Genomic DNA, 17,106 nt, shown 5'->3' on the forward strand with positions numbered 1-17,106 from the left:
GTGTCTCCTGTTGGTCCGGTATCTCCCGTAGGTCCGGTGTTTCCTGTTGGACCTGTTGGTCCTCCAGATGGCCCGGTTGGTCCGGTTGGTCCCGTAGATCCTGTTGGCAATGTAAAAGAAGGAATAGATGGGAATGTAGGACCAATCAAATTTGGATTTGATGCAGGGGCACTCAAAAAATCATCCGGTATAAGACCCTCCCATTTCTTTTTATTAAACATGATTCACCTCCAAAATCTTTTATCCTATCTAATAAATGTATGAAATAAAGAAAATAAAAGTAAAAAAACGTTATATCATTTTTATGACACATGCTATATATAAATATCCTTTTTTATAAACTAGTTTTATCTGTTTAGTTTTGTATATCGTATACATACTTGGTTAACATAACGCATTATTATCGGTAGCAAGGAATAGGGAGGAACTCTACTCTTACAAAGGAATCTTCTTTTTTTGTTCTATGGATCTATGCATTTTTTATACATTCCTATCCTGAAGCGATTTTAGGGTTCTTGTTTGTTACTGGATTATCCAAAAAATCGTATAAAATCTTGCATACTCTTAGCGTGGTTTTTTTCCGAAATACTGGCGATACCCCTATAAACACATATTCTTTTCCCAAAAGTACCTCCGCTGCATCGACAGGATACTCTTTATCTCCATCATCTAAAACAATTCTTTTGTTTTTAGAATGAAAAAGGAATCTATAAGTATATTTCTCATGAATCCCTTCATAAAATCACCTTACTCTTTCTTTCCGCACTCTAACTTTTTCATTGTTGCTGAACCCGAACTTGTACTGCTAGAGCTATACGTATAAAGATAGTTACAATCTTCTACCTTATCATGTAAAATAATTACTTCTTTTAATGCTGTGTTACGAGGATCTAATCCTTGTAGACCATCATCCACAATATGAGCTTCTACAACTTCAATTCTTGATTCCTTATTGCGCTCTTTATTTGTGATCTTTATTTCTCCTAGTTCGTAATTTTCTTCATTGTTTATAACCTCTTGTTTTTCGTTTACAACAGCTTTTTCATTCTCAGCTGCCACAACGCCTGTATTAGTAGAATTAGAGCAGCCAACTAAGTTATACAGCGCTATAGCGCATCCGAAACTAGCAAACAACTTCCTTTTATTCATATTCTATCCCACTCCCCATTATTTAAAATCATCATTCCTTATTTGAGATTAATTACAAACAAAACATACTGATTTATACCCAATATGCTTTGTTTATCACTAATCTGTATCAATAAAAAAGAGCAGCCATTTAAGGATTTGCTCTTTTAACATTCTTATATTTTATTATTCTTCACCAGGAATCCTTTTACTGGCTTTTGATTAAAGCATTTGCAATACAGAAGCAAAAGTTACCTCTTAAAGTTTCATGTAACTTATCATTCATCCAAAACACTTCTTCTAAATCACCTTTAACATGTAAGGCATCCCCAGGCTCATTCATAACCGCTTCCTCTTCATAAACATTTCCATTCACTTTTGCTTTCAATTTCCAGCCTGTTTCCGTAATTTTAATTGTGACTTCCTTGCTCATGATTACCCTCCTGGCTTACTGATGTAATTTGTTTAAATTCCTTAAAACCTATTATTTTATCATTTGTGTCATATGCGAATGATATTTTATAAATCCCTGTATTGGTCGTTACTTTGTAGTATTTCGTTTCTGAAACTGGCACTATTAAAATATCTGTAATTGGTAATTTAAACTTCTCTGATAACAACTCATTTTGTTTCTTCTCGTTATATTTAATACGTTCTGCTTTAATTTCAATTCTTTGCTTGTTTCCTTCACTCATTTCAACTATACGAAAATATCCACACACTATTAATCCTATTAAACTGCTTATCATTACAAGTACCATAATTACTCTCCATTTTTTGAGAGTTCAGGTACCAGAAGGGATATGAGAAACGACAAAAAAAATAAAAATAATAACATACTTATTCAAATAGTTTTAAAGAACATACTCTCACTTCACACCCTTCCCAAAACAAGTAGGGCATGTGAGCCCTAATACCATATTCATGTGTTTCATATCCAAATGACCCTTCTTTTATTATGTAATTTTTACCGAATATGAAACCTTTGCCCTGGCACTTCTTACATTTCTTATTTTTCTTCATTTGCTTCATCCCAATCTGTCATATACAACTGTCTACAAAAAAGAGCAGTCCCTTTAGGATCTGCTCTTTTACAACGCTACTTTAACTTGCAAAATAGTCTTCTTTTGTTAAGTTCCCAATATCACCGTAAAATTTAACATAAACATTTGAAGCATCACTTATTTTTTGGCTAAACTTAACTTCAAACTGTTTTGCATTTATCCATTTAAAATTAACAGGTGTACTGGCAATAAAATTATCATATAAAAACACATCATATTCCCCAAAATATACTATCCATTCCCTTTTATTTAACGCATCGATTTTTATTTCAGCTGTATTTATGTTCGTTTTTCTTCCTAAAATACCAATATCTATTTTAACTGCGACAATTTCTTGATGCTGTTTGATTTTTTCTAATGCATACATACAAATTTCAATAGGTAATTTATCAAAATCCTTCTTACCATACACTAGAAATTCAATAGGATCTGTCTTCTTCTTTTTAAACATGTTTTGCACCTCTCCTTTTTCAGATGATTTTTAGATATACATAAGAGTAGAGATAGCACGAAATATAAGGAGAAAGGGGAACATATAACCACTATCTCCACTCTTACACCTACTAAAAAAGAGCAGCCACCAGGGATCTGCTCTCTCTCATAAGATTATTGCACTTCATAATCAATAAACATCACACGATCACGAAATACTTCATAACTCTCTACCTTATCACTAATACCTTCAAATTCATCTCTACATTCTTTCTTATATCCTTCAAATATAGCGTGTCCTACACCCTGAAAGAATTTACTATTAATAATTGTACTGGCTGCATCTACATTTTCCGCTTTAACAGTAGTTGATTTTCTCATACCATTTACAAAATGAAATGTTGCAACAATATCTCTCATATTAATACCCCAACTTTCTATTCAAATTATGCAAAAAGAGTTTGCAAAAAAAATATATTCACCCTAATATCCTTGCAACAACCATTTTCTCAATACCTATCCAAGCTAAAGTAACTAAACTCATAACAAATACCCATAAACAAATATCTTTTATAGTGGATTTGACTTTTTCCATTATTACATCATCCCCCAATAAGAGAAATGATGAACATGAGTGCTAAATTAAATAATAAGGTCGTGATAACCGCGAATCTTAGCATAGCTGGAAATATTAAATGACCTTGGCCAAACATTTTCACTTCCTCCCCCATTTCAAAACATACCAAATGATAATAAAAAAGAGCAAAATCATTTAAATGATTTTGCTCTCAAGTATTTATTTTAGTTTACTTTTTCATACTTACTAGTTTTATTCTTATTTTCTGATGTCTTTTTTAAGAAATCTTCTTTATCACCAGCTGCTTTGAAATCCTTTTGGAAGTTCTTCCAAGAATCATTCGAATTTATTCCGACTGTCGTAATAGAAAATCCATTTTCAGTTGGCGAAACTAATAATTTTTCATCTCCGTTAGAAAGAAGTAAAGGATCGCTGCCATACTTCGCTTTTAATGAAATTGTAAACACACTATATTTACCAGCTGTATACTCAGTTTTTTCTAATTTATAAACCGCATATTTATCAGCCTTATCACTACCTTTGTGCATCTTCCATTCATTATCTGCTTGTACTTCTACAAATAAAGAACGATCTGTTTGTTTGTAGTTTTCACCTTTTTTAAAAGCTATTGAATCATCACTGCATCCAGTGAAAATCATAATGACAAACGCAAGTAAAACTGGAAATTGCTTCATGCTCTTAGTCTTAAACATGTTATTCTCCCCATTTCAATTGATAGTTATATATCATTATATCATTATATAAACATGTTTTAGCTTGTTATTTTCATAGCGCTATATCACAGTTAATCTTATTTCAAGTGTACAACCCAATGTATTTTTCGAACCAAAGTTATATTAATTACTGTAAAAGTATAAATTGCATTCATACTTTTACAAAAAACATTAATTTCTTCACCTAAACGATAACGCTCATCTAAATCAAATAATCCAACACTAATACTTTTACTCCTCAGGATTTTCTTTGCATTTAATTTAACATTCAGCTCTCACTCACCTCCAATCTCTACTAGGGGTATCGCCAGCATTTTGCAAAATAATCTACACTAAGCGGAAAAATACAATAAGCTGCCCATATGGACAGCTTATTTACATAATTATCATTATTGATAACAAACAAAAAGACTCGTCCTTTCTTACAAAGAATGAGTCTTTTTATAAAATTTCTCATAGGAAGTAAAAAATCATAAACAATTTTACCAATGTTTTCGATCACAATGATGTTTATGCTTCCCACAATGGCAATGGTGTCTATGCTTTGAACAATCATCATGATGTTTGTGTTTCCAACAATCACAATGATGTTTATGCTTTGAACAATCATCATGATGTTTGTGTTTCCAACAATCACAATGGCGTTTGTGCTTTGAACAATCATCATGATGTTTGTGTTTCCAACAATCACAATGGCGTTTATGTTTTGAACAATCATCGTGATGTTTGTGTTTCCAACAATTATTATCCCAGTTCATTTTCTTATACCCCCTTTGCAAATAAGAGTTATATTATTTTATGTTTTAATAAGAGGAATGCTTGTTTACTAACCTATCTTATATTTTCTTTTTCTTTTTCTTTTTCTTTTTCTATAACTCAATTCATTTTTTATACATTCCTATTTTGGCGGTACCCCTACTACTACTCCGAGCTAAAGTTTCATTATATAGTGAACAAATAACCTGTTGTGTACTATAGCGATAGAACTCTGATAGGACTTTAGCTGTTGAATCGAAAGTAATCATGTATTCAGTTAATCCAACTATATGAACCAACGGTATATTTGCGCTAATGAATAAATTAATACCAATAGCATTACAACCAATTAATTGTTTTACTGCGTCCATATACTTTTTAGTAAAACGATCAAATGCTGTAATAACTAAAATTAACAGCTTTCCTGACTCTCTACTTTTGCCTAATTGCTTCTTCGCTCTTTTCAAGGCTACAATACAATCAGCTTCACTATCATATTTATTAAAATCTAAATGGTAGCTCGCTACTTCTTCACGATCTAGCACATCTACCATTTCTTTCTGAAATTCTAAACTTAAATCATATTCTCCAACGACTAAATATCCTGTAGGATATTTTCTTTTTGTTGTTATAACACCTGCAATTTTTTTTATATACCTTTCACGGTGTTCCTTTCCCATTTTCTTACTCCCTTTATACGCAGCTTGTTCAATTTTTTCACAAGCTACCTTCTCATACAATTTAATATTTGATCAGCTTAATTCTACATAAAACCATTTTCAATCATAGAACAATTAAAAATTAAAGGTCTATATTTATACATTCACAAATGCAAAAAGGAGATTCTTCATTTGCAAAAGGGACGATTAGTCTCGTTTCGCCCACTCGCTAAAGGAATGATTGTACAATCAATCGCTCAGGAATACTCCGTCATGGCGCTATGATCTAATGTACAGCAGTCCTCTAAGTAATTTGTAGAGCTTATTGCCCTACAAGATAGACCACCACTAGTTGCTTTCTTACAAGCGGTACTTATGACCCTCAGGGTTTATTCGTGTCTTTCTTCTCCCTAATCACGAAATGGAGCGGCAAACAGTGGTCGTGGCACTCCCCCAGCATCTATATACAATTTTCAAAGGACAATCGGGATCATCTTAACCTAACTAAGAGAATGTAATTATTTGATAGGATTAAACCCTCATAATGCCATCCCTTATCGATTCCAAAACTTCATATAATCCCTGGTGCATTTAAATTTCATGCACAATTAAATGATCAAATATTGTATTATTAGCTAACCTTCTTAGATTTTTTGATGAATTTAACTTCCATCAACTTTGCACAAGTATTAGATTTCTTTGCGATCATAACGCCATAGCTGTTTCTTACACATTTGATATACCTAAACATTCTTGCTAATGGAACTTCACGTTTTAGTATCGAGTCATACAGATTCCCATTATCTAAAACGTAATATTCTTGCCCTTGGAAGGTGCAAACTGAATGTGCTTTTTTTACTAAATTACCAGCATCCATTTCTTGTATAACTCTTACACTATGTGTTTTTTTGCTAAAATCCTTTGTACGCATGGATATCATCTCCAATCAATATTTTTAGCAACCAATTTTCTCAGGATCAGCCGCCCTATCTAGCAACAAGTTTTTCAATTCAACCTAGAATCACATAAATCCTAAACACAAACATTAAGATGAGCGTTATAAAATTTTCAATGTGGTTAACGGATAAAAATACAAAAAAGGCGTAAACTAGTGTTTTAGTTTACGCCTTTTTCTCCATATCCGAAGAACCACTTTTTAAAGAATAACTAAACAAAACCAATAATATTTGCCAGTAAAATCGCGCAAGTATACCCTTGTATAAACACACGAAACAGTATAATATTATTGATGTTGCATCTAGTTATGCTTCATCAAAGTGGGCGGCCTTTCTAAAACACCTTTATTGTTTTAAGAAGGTCGAAAGTAATAGGAGCGCCAACTCTTATTGCTTTCTGCCCATGTACTATGTAATTGTTAGTAGTTCGCTTGTTAGATGTTCTCACAAACAATCTATCACAAACAAGATTACAACGATTGCACAATGTCGTCAATCCATATTTTATTAAAATTTGTAACATCTAACCAAATTACACAACTGAAATCTTCGGAAAATCCTATGTTATCAATACATCAGATGACTTGGATTTTTTTTTGTAATTTTAAAAATACAAAAAAGCGAACGCAAATCTGAACACTTATTCTCGCTTTAACACTTAATTCACATATTGTGAATATTTTTCACGGTAATAATTCGCAATAACAATATAGTTTGAAATTTTGATTCAATAGATAACTACTAGTTTGTGAACATTTCACAAACATTTCCTAAATATCAAATTTGATATTTGGGAAATCCCCCTTAAAACAGCGAATGCGATTGCCTCTATTGAGACAATCGCATTCTAATTATTTAAAGGTTACCCGATTCCACCGCCGGGATCTCCCATTCTAGCTAATAATAGTTCTGAATCTTTTTTAACTATATTGTTTGGTTGCTCTTTACTACCAGCAGCGGTATAGATAATTCCTACTGCTAGAACTATACTTGTTAGTAAAAATAATATTTTTTTCATATAGCACCACTCTCATATATTATACCATTTTTATTAAATTCTACCAACATGTTTTTAGGGAACTTGCAATAGAATCTATTACCTGTACACTCGAATAGCATAATCGACTTTTCGATTAAAGTAATATCCCCTTTCGCTATTCCTAAATAACAATATTGCACAGGGGTTAAATAGCCGTTTTTCTTTTCTAAATCATTAAGAATATTAACTGCATTTTTGTAATTCCCCTTGATAATCTCTAAGAAAGATTCCTCAGCAGGATGATATATTTTGATTTTATCCAAATCTTTTTTATTGATTAGCTTAATAAACGCATAGGTATTAAGAATTTCTTGCCGTCTTTGTTTCTCTCTTTCAAAGTAATATGGCTCTAATTGTTTCAGGGACTCCTTTATATACTTAGATGCACTATCATAGCACTCAAAAGTAAACGACTCCGCTAGATATACAAGCGCTGATGCCCTTAAAAGATCAAAACAACTCTCAGGATCTTCTAGTTCTAAAATCTCATGACATGTACTTCTAAGATTTTCAAGTTTGTCCTGGACTAAATATGCAAATGACAAACACTCTTTTATTCTGCCTAAATAAGCTGCTTTGATAAAACTATCAGATATATCTTCGACTTTTGGTAGCAAGACGTCAGCATATTCAAATAGCGAGGTATAAGTTTCTAAATCGCACATAGTATAGCAAGTTAATATGCCATATAAAACCTTCATCTCTTTAGTCTTAATTACCTTACTGCCCTTGCGATCTTCTAATTTTGCTAACAATTCCTGCTTCACAATAACACCACTGCTACGCTGCCATACTAATTCATATACATAAGCCCACTCTCTATTCATCGCAAGAGAAGAGTCCTTTTCCCTATCTACAACAAATTTCAATAGTTGTAGATCACCCTTTGCATTTGCATACTCCATGGCAATTCTCAAGTTTTTCTTATTTGTTGTTACAGAACAAAACATATGTAACATTTCTTGTTGTTTATTAATATCATTCGCATACAGTAGGTTAAATAATTTAATTAAATTCCAAAACCCAAATTGACTTTTCCCTGTTAAGTTCTTCGAAAAAGTCCCAGGGGCAATGCCAATTCCTTTAGCTAAGTCCTCTTGATTTTTCTTTTGGAAATCAATCTCATCAATAATTTCACTCAAGAAATTCATTAAAGTATTTTTTGATGCTTCATCTTCTCTCTTAAGTATTTGATTCATAATATTTTCCCTTCTAAAAAAGCAAGAATTCCCTAATATCCCTTTTTATATTTATAAAGCAGAATGAAAGGATATAACATTCTATCATAAGCATACCAAATATTATGTCAAATGTTATCGATTAAATACGATAATCATATATGCAATTATGCATTTAATCTTTAAAGAGATAGCACCACGCCCCTTTAAGGGGTACCACCATTCGAAATCAATTATTTCACTACCTTATCCATAGCTTCTTTATATTTATTAAACTTATCACCTTTCATATCACCATCCATCTGTAAAAAGGAAATTCTCTCCGTACATCCAATTCGGCAGATTTAGACCAAGCATAACAAATCCAGCCACAACCATTTTGTCATATTTTGTAAAAAACAAAATAGAGAGATTCCGCTTATGTGAAGATCATTTGTCTAGTAATGAGCATTTAATAATTATGATAAGTACAAACATCATAAGGAGGTGTGTACATGAATGAAGAAAATGAATTTTTGAGTGGAGCAGCATTTAATCCGAACTTACTGGGTCCTACATTGCCACCTATCCCGCCATTCACTTTACCCACGGGAGCAACAGGTCCTACTGGAATAACTGGATCGACAGGCCCTACTGGCCCAACAGGAGGAATTGGAATCACAGGCCCAACAGGACCGACAGGGGAAACCGGATTAACGGGTCCAACAGGAATTGGAAGTACTGGCCCTACTGGCCCAACAGGACCCACAGGAAGTACTGTAGCTTATGGAGCATTGTATGATAGATCTAATACACTTCGTACAGCAAATGTAGGTCAAAAAGTAGTTTTTCAGAATCTTGGTCCATCTTTGGGAACAAATCTTAATTTATTAAATAATAGTATCCAAGTGTTGAGTGGTGGAATATATGAAATTAATATGGATTTAACAGCAAGAGTCTTTAATCGTGATTTAACCCCTGCAAATACAGTTTTAAAATTTAGGTTATATATTAATGACATTACACCTGTTCAAGAAAGTGAATTTGAAGGTACGACATCTATAAGTACAGATGTCCCTGCAAACGTTTTGAATGCGTATACCATCGGGAAAACAGTATTAATTAGATTAAATGCAAATGATTCATTAAGTATTAGAATTGATGTTGCACAAGGTGAAGTTTCTTCTTATGGAAATCCATCTTTAGTGGTAACAAGAATTGCAGATTAATATCGGGCGTTAGAGAAAAAACTTTAATAAGAAGATGAATAGTAAAAAGAGGGCCGGCGAGTTCTCTTTTTTACATTTGGTGAAATTATGAAGCGAATGTTTATTTTGAGATAATATGTTTCTGTCTCCTTAACAAATACAGAGTACAAATATAAACGCTCATTTATAGTAAAAACTCCACTTTGTGAAGAGGAAAAAAATACGCTTACTGTCTGGACTGCTGTTAAATCAATAATAATTGTATTGTTTATAAAATCAGCAAAGGAGTATGCTTATCAAGCTAACACTTCGAGGTATCCCTAAAACAAAAAATCCCATATCACTACAACCATTATTTATGAAAATTTAGGTCATTTTTTCGTTTTGGAGAACAATGAATTTCTTAGCTTGATGGCAATGTGGTGCTACCCCTTATAATCTTCGAAAGCCTTTTATTCCCTCACTACCATCTTTACTTTTTCTTATGCTGAAAATTTAACCATAAAAAGTCCCCCTCCAATTGTTATTTGTGTCTAACAATTAAAATACAGATTACTTAGCGTACAAAATTCGCGTTTTGTTGATGGCTACTGTAGTACTAAACGCAAATGTTAATTTTAGTTCAATAGGGCTTTTTAGTGGTGTTACCAAATATAACTTTCAATTACTGTTAATAGTTCAGGGGGTATATACTAGAACTCTTTCAATAAATATAGTTGCAGGGGCACTAGGGCAGAATAACATTAGTTTTAGGTTCACAATAAACGCAATGCAACTATCTAATAAACAGATAACTTATCAAGAACAGACCAACTAACGCAGGAGAAATTATTCAAATACGTATTGTTCAAGTGACTGGCCAAATTCATTATTTTTCTGCTTCATTAGTCGTTAGAAAGGTGGGTTAGTTAATTAATTATATTGCAATAAACATTCTATAGTTATTATAAGAAAAAGAGACTCTATCGTTTTAATAAAGTCTCCGCCCGCCATAACTAGTTATCTTTCCTTAACGTCTTTTTTAGCCTTTTATTAGCTACATACAAATAAGATTTGCTCTTAAAAACTCCATGTTTAAAATAAGAATAACTGCCTTTTAAAACTGTAATCTGAAATCTTTCAGACTGTAACAGTACCCAATACTTACCTTCATCAAGAACCACACCGGATACATTCTTACCATTAGCAAAACATACAGTAATTTCATCTCCCACAGAAAAGACATATTCTGTTGGTTTTTTATGACCAGCTGTTTTCATTTCCTCTATATAAAAATCATTTAACTCCAATAAAGGATTATGTTTTACATGTGCAATATAAGATAAGGCACTCTTCATAATTGTACAATAATTACCTTTCTCTGTTTTGATATACAGATAATAAGCACCCTCAGATAACACAAATCCTTTCATACGCTTGCCATCTTTAAACACACAAGAGACCTTCTCCCCTATCTCAAACACAAATGATGTTTTCTTATCCTTAGGATTAAAATTAGGGGATCTTTCTTCAACTGTTGCAAACTCTTCATGCCTTATATATTTCACTTCTGCAAAATTAACAGTTACCTGATAGAGACCATCGTCCCCCTCCACATCTACAACACAATAATATTCTTCAATGGTCGTAACTTTTCCTTTTAACAAGGTATCATGACCAAGTAACTTAATCTCTAAAGTAACCCCCCTCATAAATACATAAGAATGTCTATATCTACCCTTGTTATCACGATCTATAGAATAATTTTTACCCATATAACACACCACCAATATAATAAATTTCTAAAACAATCTAAGTAATTTCACATACCATAATGAAGCTATAACTATCAATAACAAAAAAATAACCCCAAACATCAAAGAAAGAACTAGATATTAAGCGCATAACGCTATAGCTGTCTCACCAAAGAGCGTATCGTAGATATAATTATGTATTGGCACAGTGGACAATTAAATTCAACCAGCTGGTAACCCCTCGATGATGCTATACGACACTGTTTCTTCTGCCATAGCGCTATTGCTTTTTGCTTGTAATAGGATGTTGCCCACTTGGGGGAATAGCTTGTTTAAATAGCTTAAATAATTTTCTTTTTTTTGCTCTTTTTCACGTAATGCAAATGAAATCAACATTCCAATTGTTGAAAATCCCGTTCTTGCTGTTTTCCCTTTTCCTTCAACAGTCTTATATATTTTATTACTCTTATTCAAGACAGTGTTTAAAGTACTTCTAGGTATATTAAGCGCTTCACATAGCTCTTTTTGTGTAAAGTATAACACAGGTTCATTCTTAGAATTCATTGATAAGAATGCAATAATATCAGCTTCCCACTCATGCCAATGCGAACGCACTCGATCTTCACGCTGCTTTTTGTGTTTTCTCCAAAATGCAGCTGGAGATCGAAAAGAATTTACCTGCCCAGGTGTCGCATACATTTGAAGAAGGCGATCGATGTAATCTTTATGTGCAGCTTGGTACTTACCCGAGTATGCAGACATTACAATCCCTCTAACCTCTTCATGGTCTAAAGGCTGTTCCAGGTTACTATTAAATTGGTCCATCATATCTAAAGTCTCTCTAATTGACACTTCACTTTGAAAACACGCTAAAGAAAGGGTGAAAATCGCATTGTTTCGCCCTGCTTTTGTTTGTTTCGGTGCAATTTTTGTACAATTAATAACTTGTTTAAACCATGCTTCTTCTACCTGTTTCGGTTGTTCTACAGGTATATTTTTAGCAAAAGGTGTCTCAATTACGTTATTTTCTCCTGGGCTTACAAAAAACTCTTTATCCTTATTATCATCTTGGCGTTTACTCCATTCCTGCAGCTCCTTAAAAGTATAAAGGTTTTCTTCAAAGAACATAATCATATTCTCTTCTGATGGCATTCTGAAGAAGCCAAAGTGATTACATGTTAAGTCCACTTGTGGTAGGCTTTCTGCAAACATTTCTCTCAAGTTTTGAGAGATTCTTTTTGCTGATTTAATAGCAATATAGCTCTTTTTATTTGTTACATATACAGCTTGATCCAATACATAATACACTTGATATCCCTTTGTAGTTTGAAGAATCATAGTAGGCACACCAAAGCCAGCATTTAATGCAACATCGTTAATTGCCGTCATTGGAAATGACTTTGAATCGATATCGATTACAAAGCAATTGATTTGCTGTAAATTTTTTTCTGTATGGCCAACAATTGTACGAAGCCTATTTTCGCTATATGTACCAAAATTATATACATTCGGTGTCCAGTGAGAAGCTTGTCCTACATGATCCAGTACAGCTTCTTCAGAAGTCAATACAACACCACGTGTCCCGAATTTTGCACTTAAATCTTCTTTTTTACGTGTAATGAAAATAGATCCTTTTTTATTTTTCTTACCGTTTAGAATCTTCTTTTCAAATTTCTCTTGAGCAGCAATAGAAACAAGTGCAGCGTTTGAATTTTGATGTTTATATTTACGAACACCATTATGAAGTATAAGATTAATAGCCTTCTGTACTGTATTCATGTTGGATCTCCTTTCTACTAGATTTAAAACAATAAAAAAAGGTGAGCAGTTATATCACTGCTCACCTAGATAAATAGACTTCCCATAAATGTATACAAAGACAGAAAATTCCATACTCAAATACAATTAAAGATGCACTTAAATAAGGGGTCCTATCTTTACAAATCTACACTAATTAACTATACTAATAATAGATATTTCATATCTCAATAGCATAGTTAATTAGAACGGTTTGGGAAGTTTACTCACTGGTTCGAGCAGTGACGTAAATAGAATACAAGATGTTTCCAGCAAATTGTATTCACCAAGAAGTAGAAATGTTTCCAGCAGATCTACTTCCTCTGTCTGATTTGAGATTCTCCAAATCTCAGATAGACAGCCGTTCTTTTTTTATTTGTTTTTTGTGTTTATATGTCTTATATATATCCTACAAATTCTTCCGAATTTTTTATGTATATTATCAAACTAAATCGAATTGCGTTGAGAAACTTGTTGTCTATAACGTTACAACAAGTTTTTTTGTTTGTAAACAAAGAATTTCAGTAAAACTCCTTTCATTTACACATGTGAACATGTGTAAATGTGAAAATGTGTAAATGTCCTCTTATCTGCTTTTATTCTATTAATTAGACAAAAATCATCGGAATAATTTTTACACTTGTGTAAATGTACACTTGTGTAAATGTGGACGTAATTATTCATATTATCCTATTAAAATCTTATTATATCAACCTTTTCCTTTTGGTTGTGGACTTGTGTAAATGTGGACATGTGGACTTGTGTAAAAATGCATTGATGTTTTTTTAGTTGAGTAGTATAATTGCATTAAAGATTTTTTACACATGTGAACTTGTGTAAATGTGTATATGTGTAAACGAACGAAAAGTTTTTTTGGAGGGATACATATGAAATTAAAAAAACCATTAACTATTACTGTAGCAAACAGTAAAGGTGGCGTTGGTAAGTCTACTATTGTAAGACACTTATCTTATCATTTAGCTTTAAAGGGATATAAAGTTCTAACAGTTGATATGGACCCGCAAGCAAATACAACAAAAACAATGATCTTAACAAGAAAAAGAATTAATGATGAATACTTTGCTTTTGACAAAACATTAATGAGAGCTGTACAAGATGGTAGTTTAGAAGACATGCAGTTGAATATAATGGAGAATTTAGATTTACTACCTTCTCATAGTGACTTCGAAAATTTTGAAACCTTACTAACATCAAGATTTGGTCATACTGAGCCTTCTGATCCTAACTATCATCAAGTAGAAGCCAATAAGATTAATTACTTTAGACACCTATTAGAACCTTTGAAACAAAATTATGACTTTGTTATCATTGACAGTCCACCTACAGCATCTTATTATACAAAAAGCTCTGCAATGGCGAGTGACTATGTACTCGTTGCATTCCAAACACAAAGTGATAGTTTAGATGGTGCTAATGATTATATCTCTCGATTCTTAAGAAAATTAGTAGAAGAATTTAATGCTCCACTTGATGTAATCGGCATATTACCAAATCAATTACACAGTGCTGGTAAAATCGATGCAACGGTATTACAAGATGCAAAAAACATTTTTGGAGAAAATAATTTATTTAAAAATTTAATACCTTACGCTAAAAGAATCCAAAGCATTCCACGTATCGGTTTAAATAAAGATCAATATTGGGACAAGAAATTATTTATTGAAGTTTTTGAACCATTTACAGATGAATTTTTAGAACGAATTGAGAAAATGGAGGAATTGAGAAATGAGTAATAACATGGGTTTTTTTGGAAAAAAGGAGGGCGGGGAAAAACCTGGCTCTAAAAATAATGGAGGGAAAATTGATGTTGGCTATAAAGCTGATGTCATTCCCTCTACACCTTATGATCCTAGTTTACCTGCAAAAGCAACACTAGTGAATGGCGATAAGCGTGGTACTATTCGAATGCCTTTAGAAACTAAACATGAATTTGATGCATTACTTGAGATTTCAGAATATCAATATGCTTATGAACTGCTTGGTGAAATGCATAACTTATATATGGAAAAATTGTCTCCTGAACAACTTAGACTATTCCACGCACAACTTGAAAACATCAAACGCAAAGCTGCTCTTAAAGAAGCAAAGAAACAACAAAAGAAATAAAAATAACATGTGTAAATGTGTACATGTGGCCTTTTACACATTTACACATGTTATACCTACATAAAACATATAGACTGATATACACCCTCTATATCAGTGTGGTATCGATACACAGTTATATTTTTCCAAAACAAAATTTGTACACATGTTAACATGTGTACAAATACACAAGTGCACATGTGCGCAATTAGAAAGGCGCGATAACTATGAGAACCTTCGACATTATAGGTTTAGTAGTCATAGCTAGAATTAAACCTATAGGAACTGCCAGGACTTCTATCCGACTTATCCCTTCATTTTTCCTTGCTAAATAGGACGTAGTTATACCGATAATTAAAACTCCTAATACAATTAAAATTACTCCTAGTGTCATTCATATTACCATAAATAAACAGTCATTATAATTACTTCTTTATAAAATAAAAAAGCTGCGGATTCGCTACTTTTAATTAACAATGATACAGTTGACCACGAATTTCGCCATTAGGATGTTGTACTGTATGAACATTAATATAAATGTTGCCAGCGATGATTTCATTTACAAGAGCATCTAATGTTTGACCAGCCAACGGCCCAACCAAATCCTCTTGAGTGATTATTCCTGTAAAAGTTGCACACTCTATTGAAACTGGATTTGTTATAGGTCCAAATAAAAAAGCTACAACAGGACCGTTTGTTCCTTTTGCTCCTAGATGCAGATGGGCAACTACTACATTCTCTAAATCGAATAACTCCAACTTAAATTTTAAACTAAGCTCGTCCCGGCTCAATTTAAAGAAAGCTTGTCCTCGAGCATCTGTTTCTACTGGTGGAACTTCATTTCTGCCACGTAACTTTGCGAAGAACATATTTATCACTCCTATGCTTTTTATTTACTCCTAATATATTCATGTCCTTCTTAAATGGTGACAAAATAAAAAAGCAGCTGTTAAGCTTTAACTGTTTATTATTTACTTATATTTCTTCTTCATTAAATGATTTTAGTACATCTCTTTTTAAATCCAATCTCTTGCAAACCATCTCCTTGAACTCTTTCATAGATAAGAAATCCACTAATGGATCATTCAACACTTCCCATATACCTATCAGTTCTGTATATTTAGGTGTTCCCATAAAATATTCATGTGATTTTACAGCTTCAAAGTGTCTATGGAATTCTCAATGACACTCTTCACATAAAGGAATAAGGTTTTCATAATCGTTTGTTCCGCCTGTTTTTAACGGAATTTTATGGTGCAGGTGAACATCTACTTTTGAAAAACATTTTTCGCATACTTTAGGTTTCTTAGGTTTCTTCCAGTATTGCTTACTTATATTTCGAAATTCCTTCTGTAGCTGTTCATATTCCTCCATCATAGCTCCCCCTCTTTGATACATTTCATTCGCTAGATTGATAAGCATTTCAAATGCCATTCCACGGTTTCCTTGTCCCATTGTTATTCCTCTCTTTCTATTCAAAGGATTATTTTGTTTAAATTTTGCTTAATTCTCGCCAACAATTATCATAAAATTCCAAAATCGTTATATAATGGATTTAAAATTAGGAGTGGTTAAAATGCCAGATACAATATGACTCGTTCTTTTCATCCTTATAGCAATTAGTGCTGTTTTCTCTTTAATAAAAGAGTTTAAAAAACCTGAGAAAAAAGCACTTTGGATTTCAATAGAATTTTTAGTTCTTTTCTGTGCGATATGGGTAATAGCAAATATCATAATCTAATTTATATATTATAAGTCCC

Annotated in this window: 20 protein-coding genes and 1 pseudogene; 3 read left to right on the forward strand and 18 right to left on the reverse strand. The window is 32.6% G+C overall.

Annotation, left to right across the window (positions count from 1 at the left end; all coding sequences use genetic code 11):
* The 14 genes and pseudogenes from DN390_RS21480 to DN390_RS21540 all read right to left on the reverse strand — a co-directional run.
* On the reverse strand, positions 1 to 221 hold a 221-nt coding region (locus tag DN390_RS21480), incomplete at its 3' end, for an exosporium leader peptide-containing protein (RefSeq protein WP_147808377.1).
* A 269-nt stretch (positions 222 to 490) separates the two neighbouring features.
* Positions 491 to 730: a hypothetical protein gene (locus DN390_RS31685; RefSeq protein ID WP_147808414.1), complete on the reverse strand. Its 240-nt coding sequence runs from the start codon at positions 728 to 730 to the stop codon at positions 491 to 493.
* Between the two features lie 17 nt (positions 731 to 747).
* Entirely contained in the window at positions 748 to 1,149 is a 402-nt protein-coding gene (locus tag DN390_RS21490; protein ID WP_147808378.1) for a hypothetical protein, read from the reverse strand.
* A 187-nt stretch (positions 1,150 to 1,336) separates the two neighbouring features.
* The gene (locus tag DN390_RS21495; protein WP_147808379.1) at positions 1,337 to 1,561 is read right to left on the reverse strand and encodes a hypothetical protein; all 225 of its coding nucleotides are present in this window, start codon (positions 1,559 to 1,561) and stop codon (positions 1,337 to 1,339) included.
* Positions 1,539 to 1,966 (reverse strand): annotated as a pseudogene (locus DN390_RS21500) (hypothetical protein). Before DN390_RS21500 ends, DN390_RS21495 begins: the two are co-directional and overlap by 23 nt.
* Before the next feature lie 266 nt (positions 1,967 to 2,232).
* Positions 2,233 to 2,643, reverse strand: coding sequence for a hypothetical protein (locus tag DN390_RS21505; protein WP_147808380.1), 411 nt, complete (start codon positions 2,641 to 2,643; stop codon positions 2,233 to 2,235).
* Positions 2,644 to 2,798: 155 nt separating this feature from the next.
* The gene (locus DN390_RS21510; protein WP_147808381.1) at positions 2,799 to 3,044 is read right to left on the reverse strand and encodes a hypothetical protein; all 246 of its coding nucleotides are present in this window, start codon (positions 3,042 to 3,044) and stop codon (positions 2,799 to 2,801) included.
* A 381-nt stretch (positions 3,045 to 3,425) separates the two neighbouring features.
* Complete coding sequence (locus DN390_RS21515; RefSeq protein ID WP_147808382.1) at positions 3,426 to 3,914, reverse strand: DUF5512 family protein; 489 nt, start codon at positions 3,912 to 3,914, stop codon at positions 3,426 to 3,428.
* A 98-nt stretch (positions 3,915 to 4,012) separates the two neighbouring features.
* Positions 4,013 to 4,207 carry a hypothetical protein gene (locus DN390_RS31265; RefSeq protein ID WP_147808415.1) on the reverse strand — a complete coding sequence of 65 codons (195 nt, stop codon included), beginning with the start codon at positions 4,205 to 4,207 and terminating at the stop codon, positions 4,013 to 4,015.
* A gap of 23 nt (positions 4,208 to 4,230) precedes the next feature.
* On the reverse strand, positions 4,231 to 4,653 hold the full coding sequence (locus tag DN390_RS30740) for a hypothetical protein (protein ID WP_218944381.1): 423 nt from the start codon (positions 4,651 to 4,653) through the stop codon (positions 4,231 to 4,233).
* Positions 4,654 to 4,816: 163 nt separating this feature from the next.
* A complete protein-coding gene (locus DN390_RS21530; protein WP_147808383.1) occupies positions 4,817 to 5,371 on the reverse strand; it encodes a hypothetical protein in 555 nt (184 codons plus the stop codon).
* 610 nt (positions 5,372 to 5,981) lie between these two features.
* The gene (locus DN390_RS21535) at positions 5,982 to 6,281 is read right to left on the reverse strand and encodes a hypothetical protein (protein ID WP_147808384.1); all 300 of its coding nucleotides are present in this window, start codon (positions 6,279 to 6,281) and stop codon (positions 5,982 to 5,984) included.
* A gap of 887 nt (positions 6,282 to 7,168) precedes the next feature.
* Positions 7,169 to 7,324, reverse strand: a complete 156-nt coding sequence (locus tag DN390_RS30745) for a hypothetical protein (RefSeq protein ID WP_176359943.1) — start codon at positions 7,322 to 7,324, stop codon at positions 7,169 to 7,171.
* On the reverse strand, positions 7,321 to 8,544 hold the full coding sequence (locus tag DN390_RS21540) for an AimR family lysis-lysogeny pheromone receptor (protein ID WP_147808385.1): 1,224 nt from the start codon (positions 8,542 to 8,544) through the stop codon (positions 7,321 to 7,323). Before DN390_RS21540 ends, DN390_RS30745 begins: the two co-directional genes overlap by 4 nt.
* 473 nt (positions 8,545 to 9,017) lie before the next feature.
* Here DN390_RS21540 and DN390_RS21545 point away from each other — a divergent pair, with 473 nt between their 5' ends.
* Positions 9,018 to 9,731 carry an exosporium leader peptide-containing protein gene (locus DN390_RS21545; protein WP_147808386.1) on the forward strand — a complete coding sequence of 238 codons (714 nt, stop codon included), beginning with the start codon at positions 9,018 to 9,020 and terminating at the stop codon, positions 9,729 to 9,731.
* A gap of 974 nt (positions 9,732 to 10,705) precedes the next feature.
* Here the strand turns inward: DN390_RS21545 and DN390_RS21550 are convergent.
* Entirely contained in the window at positions 10,706 to 11,464 is a 759-nt protein-coding gene (locus DN390_RS21550; protein WP_147808387.1) for a hypothetical protein, read from the reverse strand.
* Between the two features lie 201 nt (positions 11,465 to 11,665).
* Positions 11,666 to 13,222 (reverse strand): replication initiation protein RepS, encoded by a 1,557-nt coding sequence (gene repS, locus DN390_RS21555; RefSeq protein ID WP_147808388.1) that lies wholly within the window; start codon positions 13,220 to 13,222, stop codon positions 11,666 to 11,668.
* A gap of 905 nt (positions 13,223 to 14,127) precedes the next feature.
* Here repS and DN390_RS21565 point away from each other — a divergent pair.
* The gene (locus DN390_RS21565; protein WP_147808389.1) at positions 14,128 to 14,994 is read left to right on the forward strand and encodes a ParA family protein; all 867 of its coding nucleotides are present in this window, start codon (positions 14,128 to 14,130) and stop codon (positions 14,992 to 14,994) included.
* Positions 14,987 to 15,367, forward strand: a complete 381-nt coding sequence (locus tag DN390_RS21570; protein ID WP_147808390.1) for a hypothetical protein — start codon at positions 14,987 to 14,989, stop codon at positions 15,365 to 15,367. The genes DN390_RS21565 and DN390_RS21570 overlap by 8 nt, the downstream gene beginning before the upstream one ends.
* A 449-nt stretch (positions 15,368 to 15,816) precedes the next feature.
* Here the strand turns inward: DN390_RS21570 and DN390_RS21580 are convergent, their stop codons facing one another.
* Together DN390_RS21580 and DN390_RS31270 are read right to left on the reverse strand one after the other, a co-directional pair.
* Positions 15,817 to 16,215 (reverse strand): CHRD domain-containing protein, encoded by a 399-nt coding sequence (locus tag DN390_RS21580; RefSeq protein WP_147808392.1) that lies wholly within the window; start codon positions 16,213 to 16,215, stop codon positions 15,817 to 15,819.
* A gap of 310 nt (positions 16,216 to 16,525) precedes the next feature.
* The gene (locus DN390_RS31270; RefSeq protein ID WP_370513483.1) at positions 16,526 to 16,744 is read right to left on the reverse strand and encodes an HNH endonuclease; all 219 of its coding nucleotides are present in this window, start codon (positions 16,742 to 16,744) and stop codon (positions 16,526 to 16,528) included.
* Positions 16,745 to 17,106: the final 362 nt, after the last annotated feature.

Origin of the sequence: Bacillus sp. SH7-1, assembly GCF_008042405.1 — a bacterium.
Lineage (GTDB): Bacteria > Bacillota > Bacilli > Bacillales > Bacillaceae_G > Bacillus_A > Bacillus_A thuringiensis_N.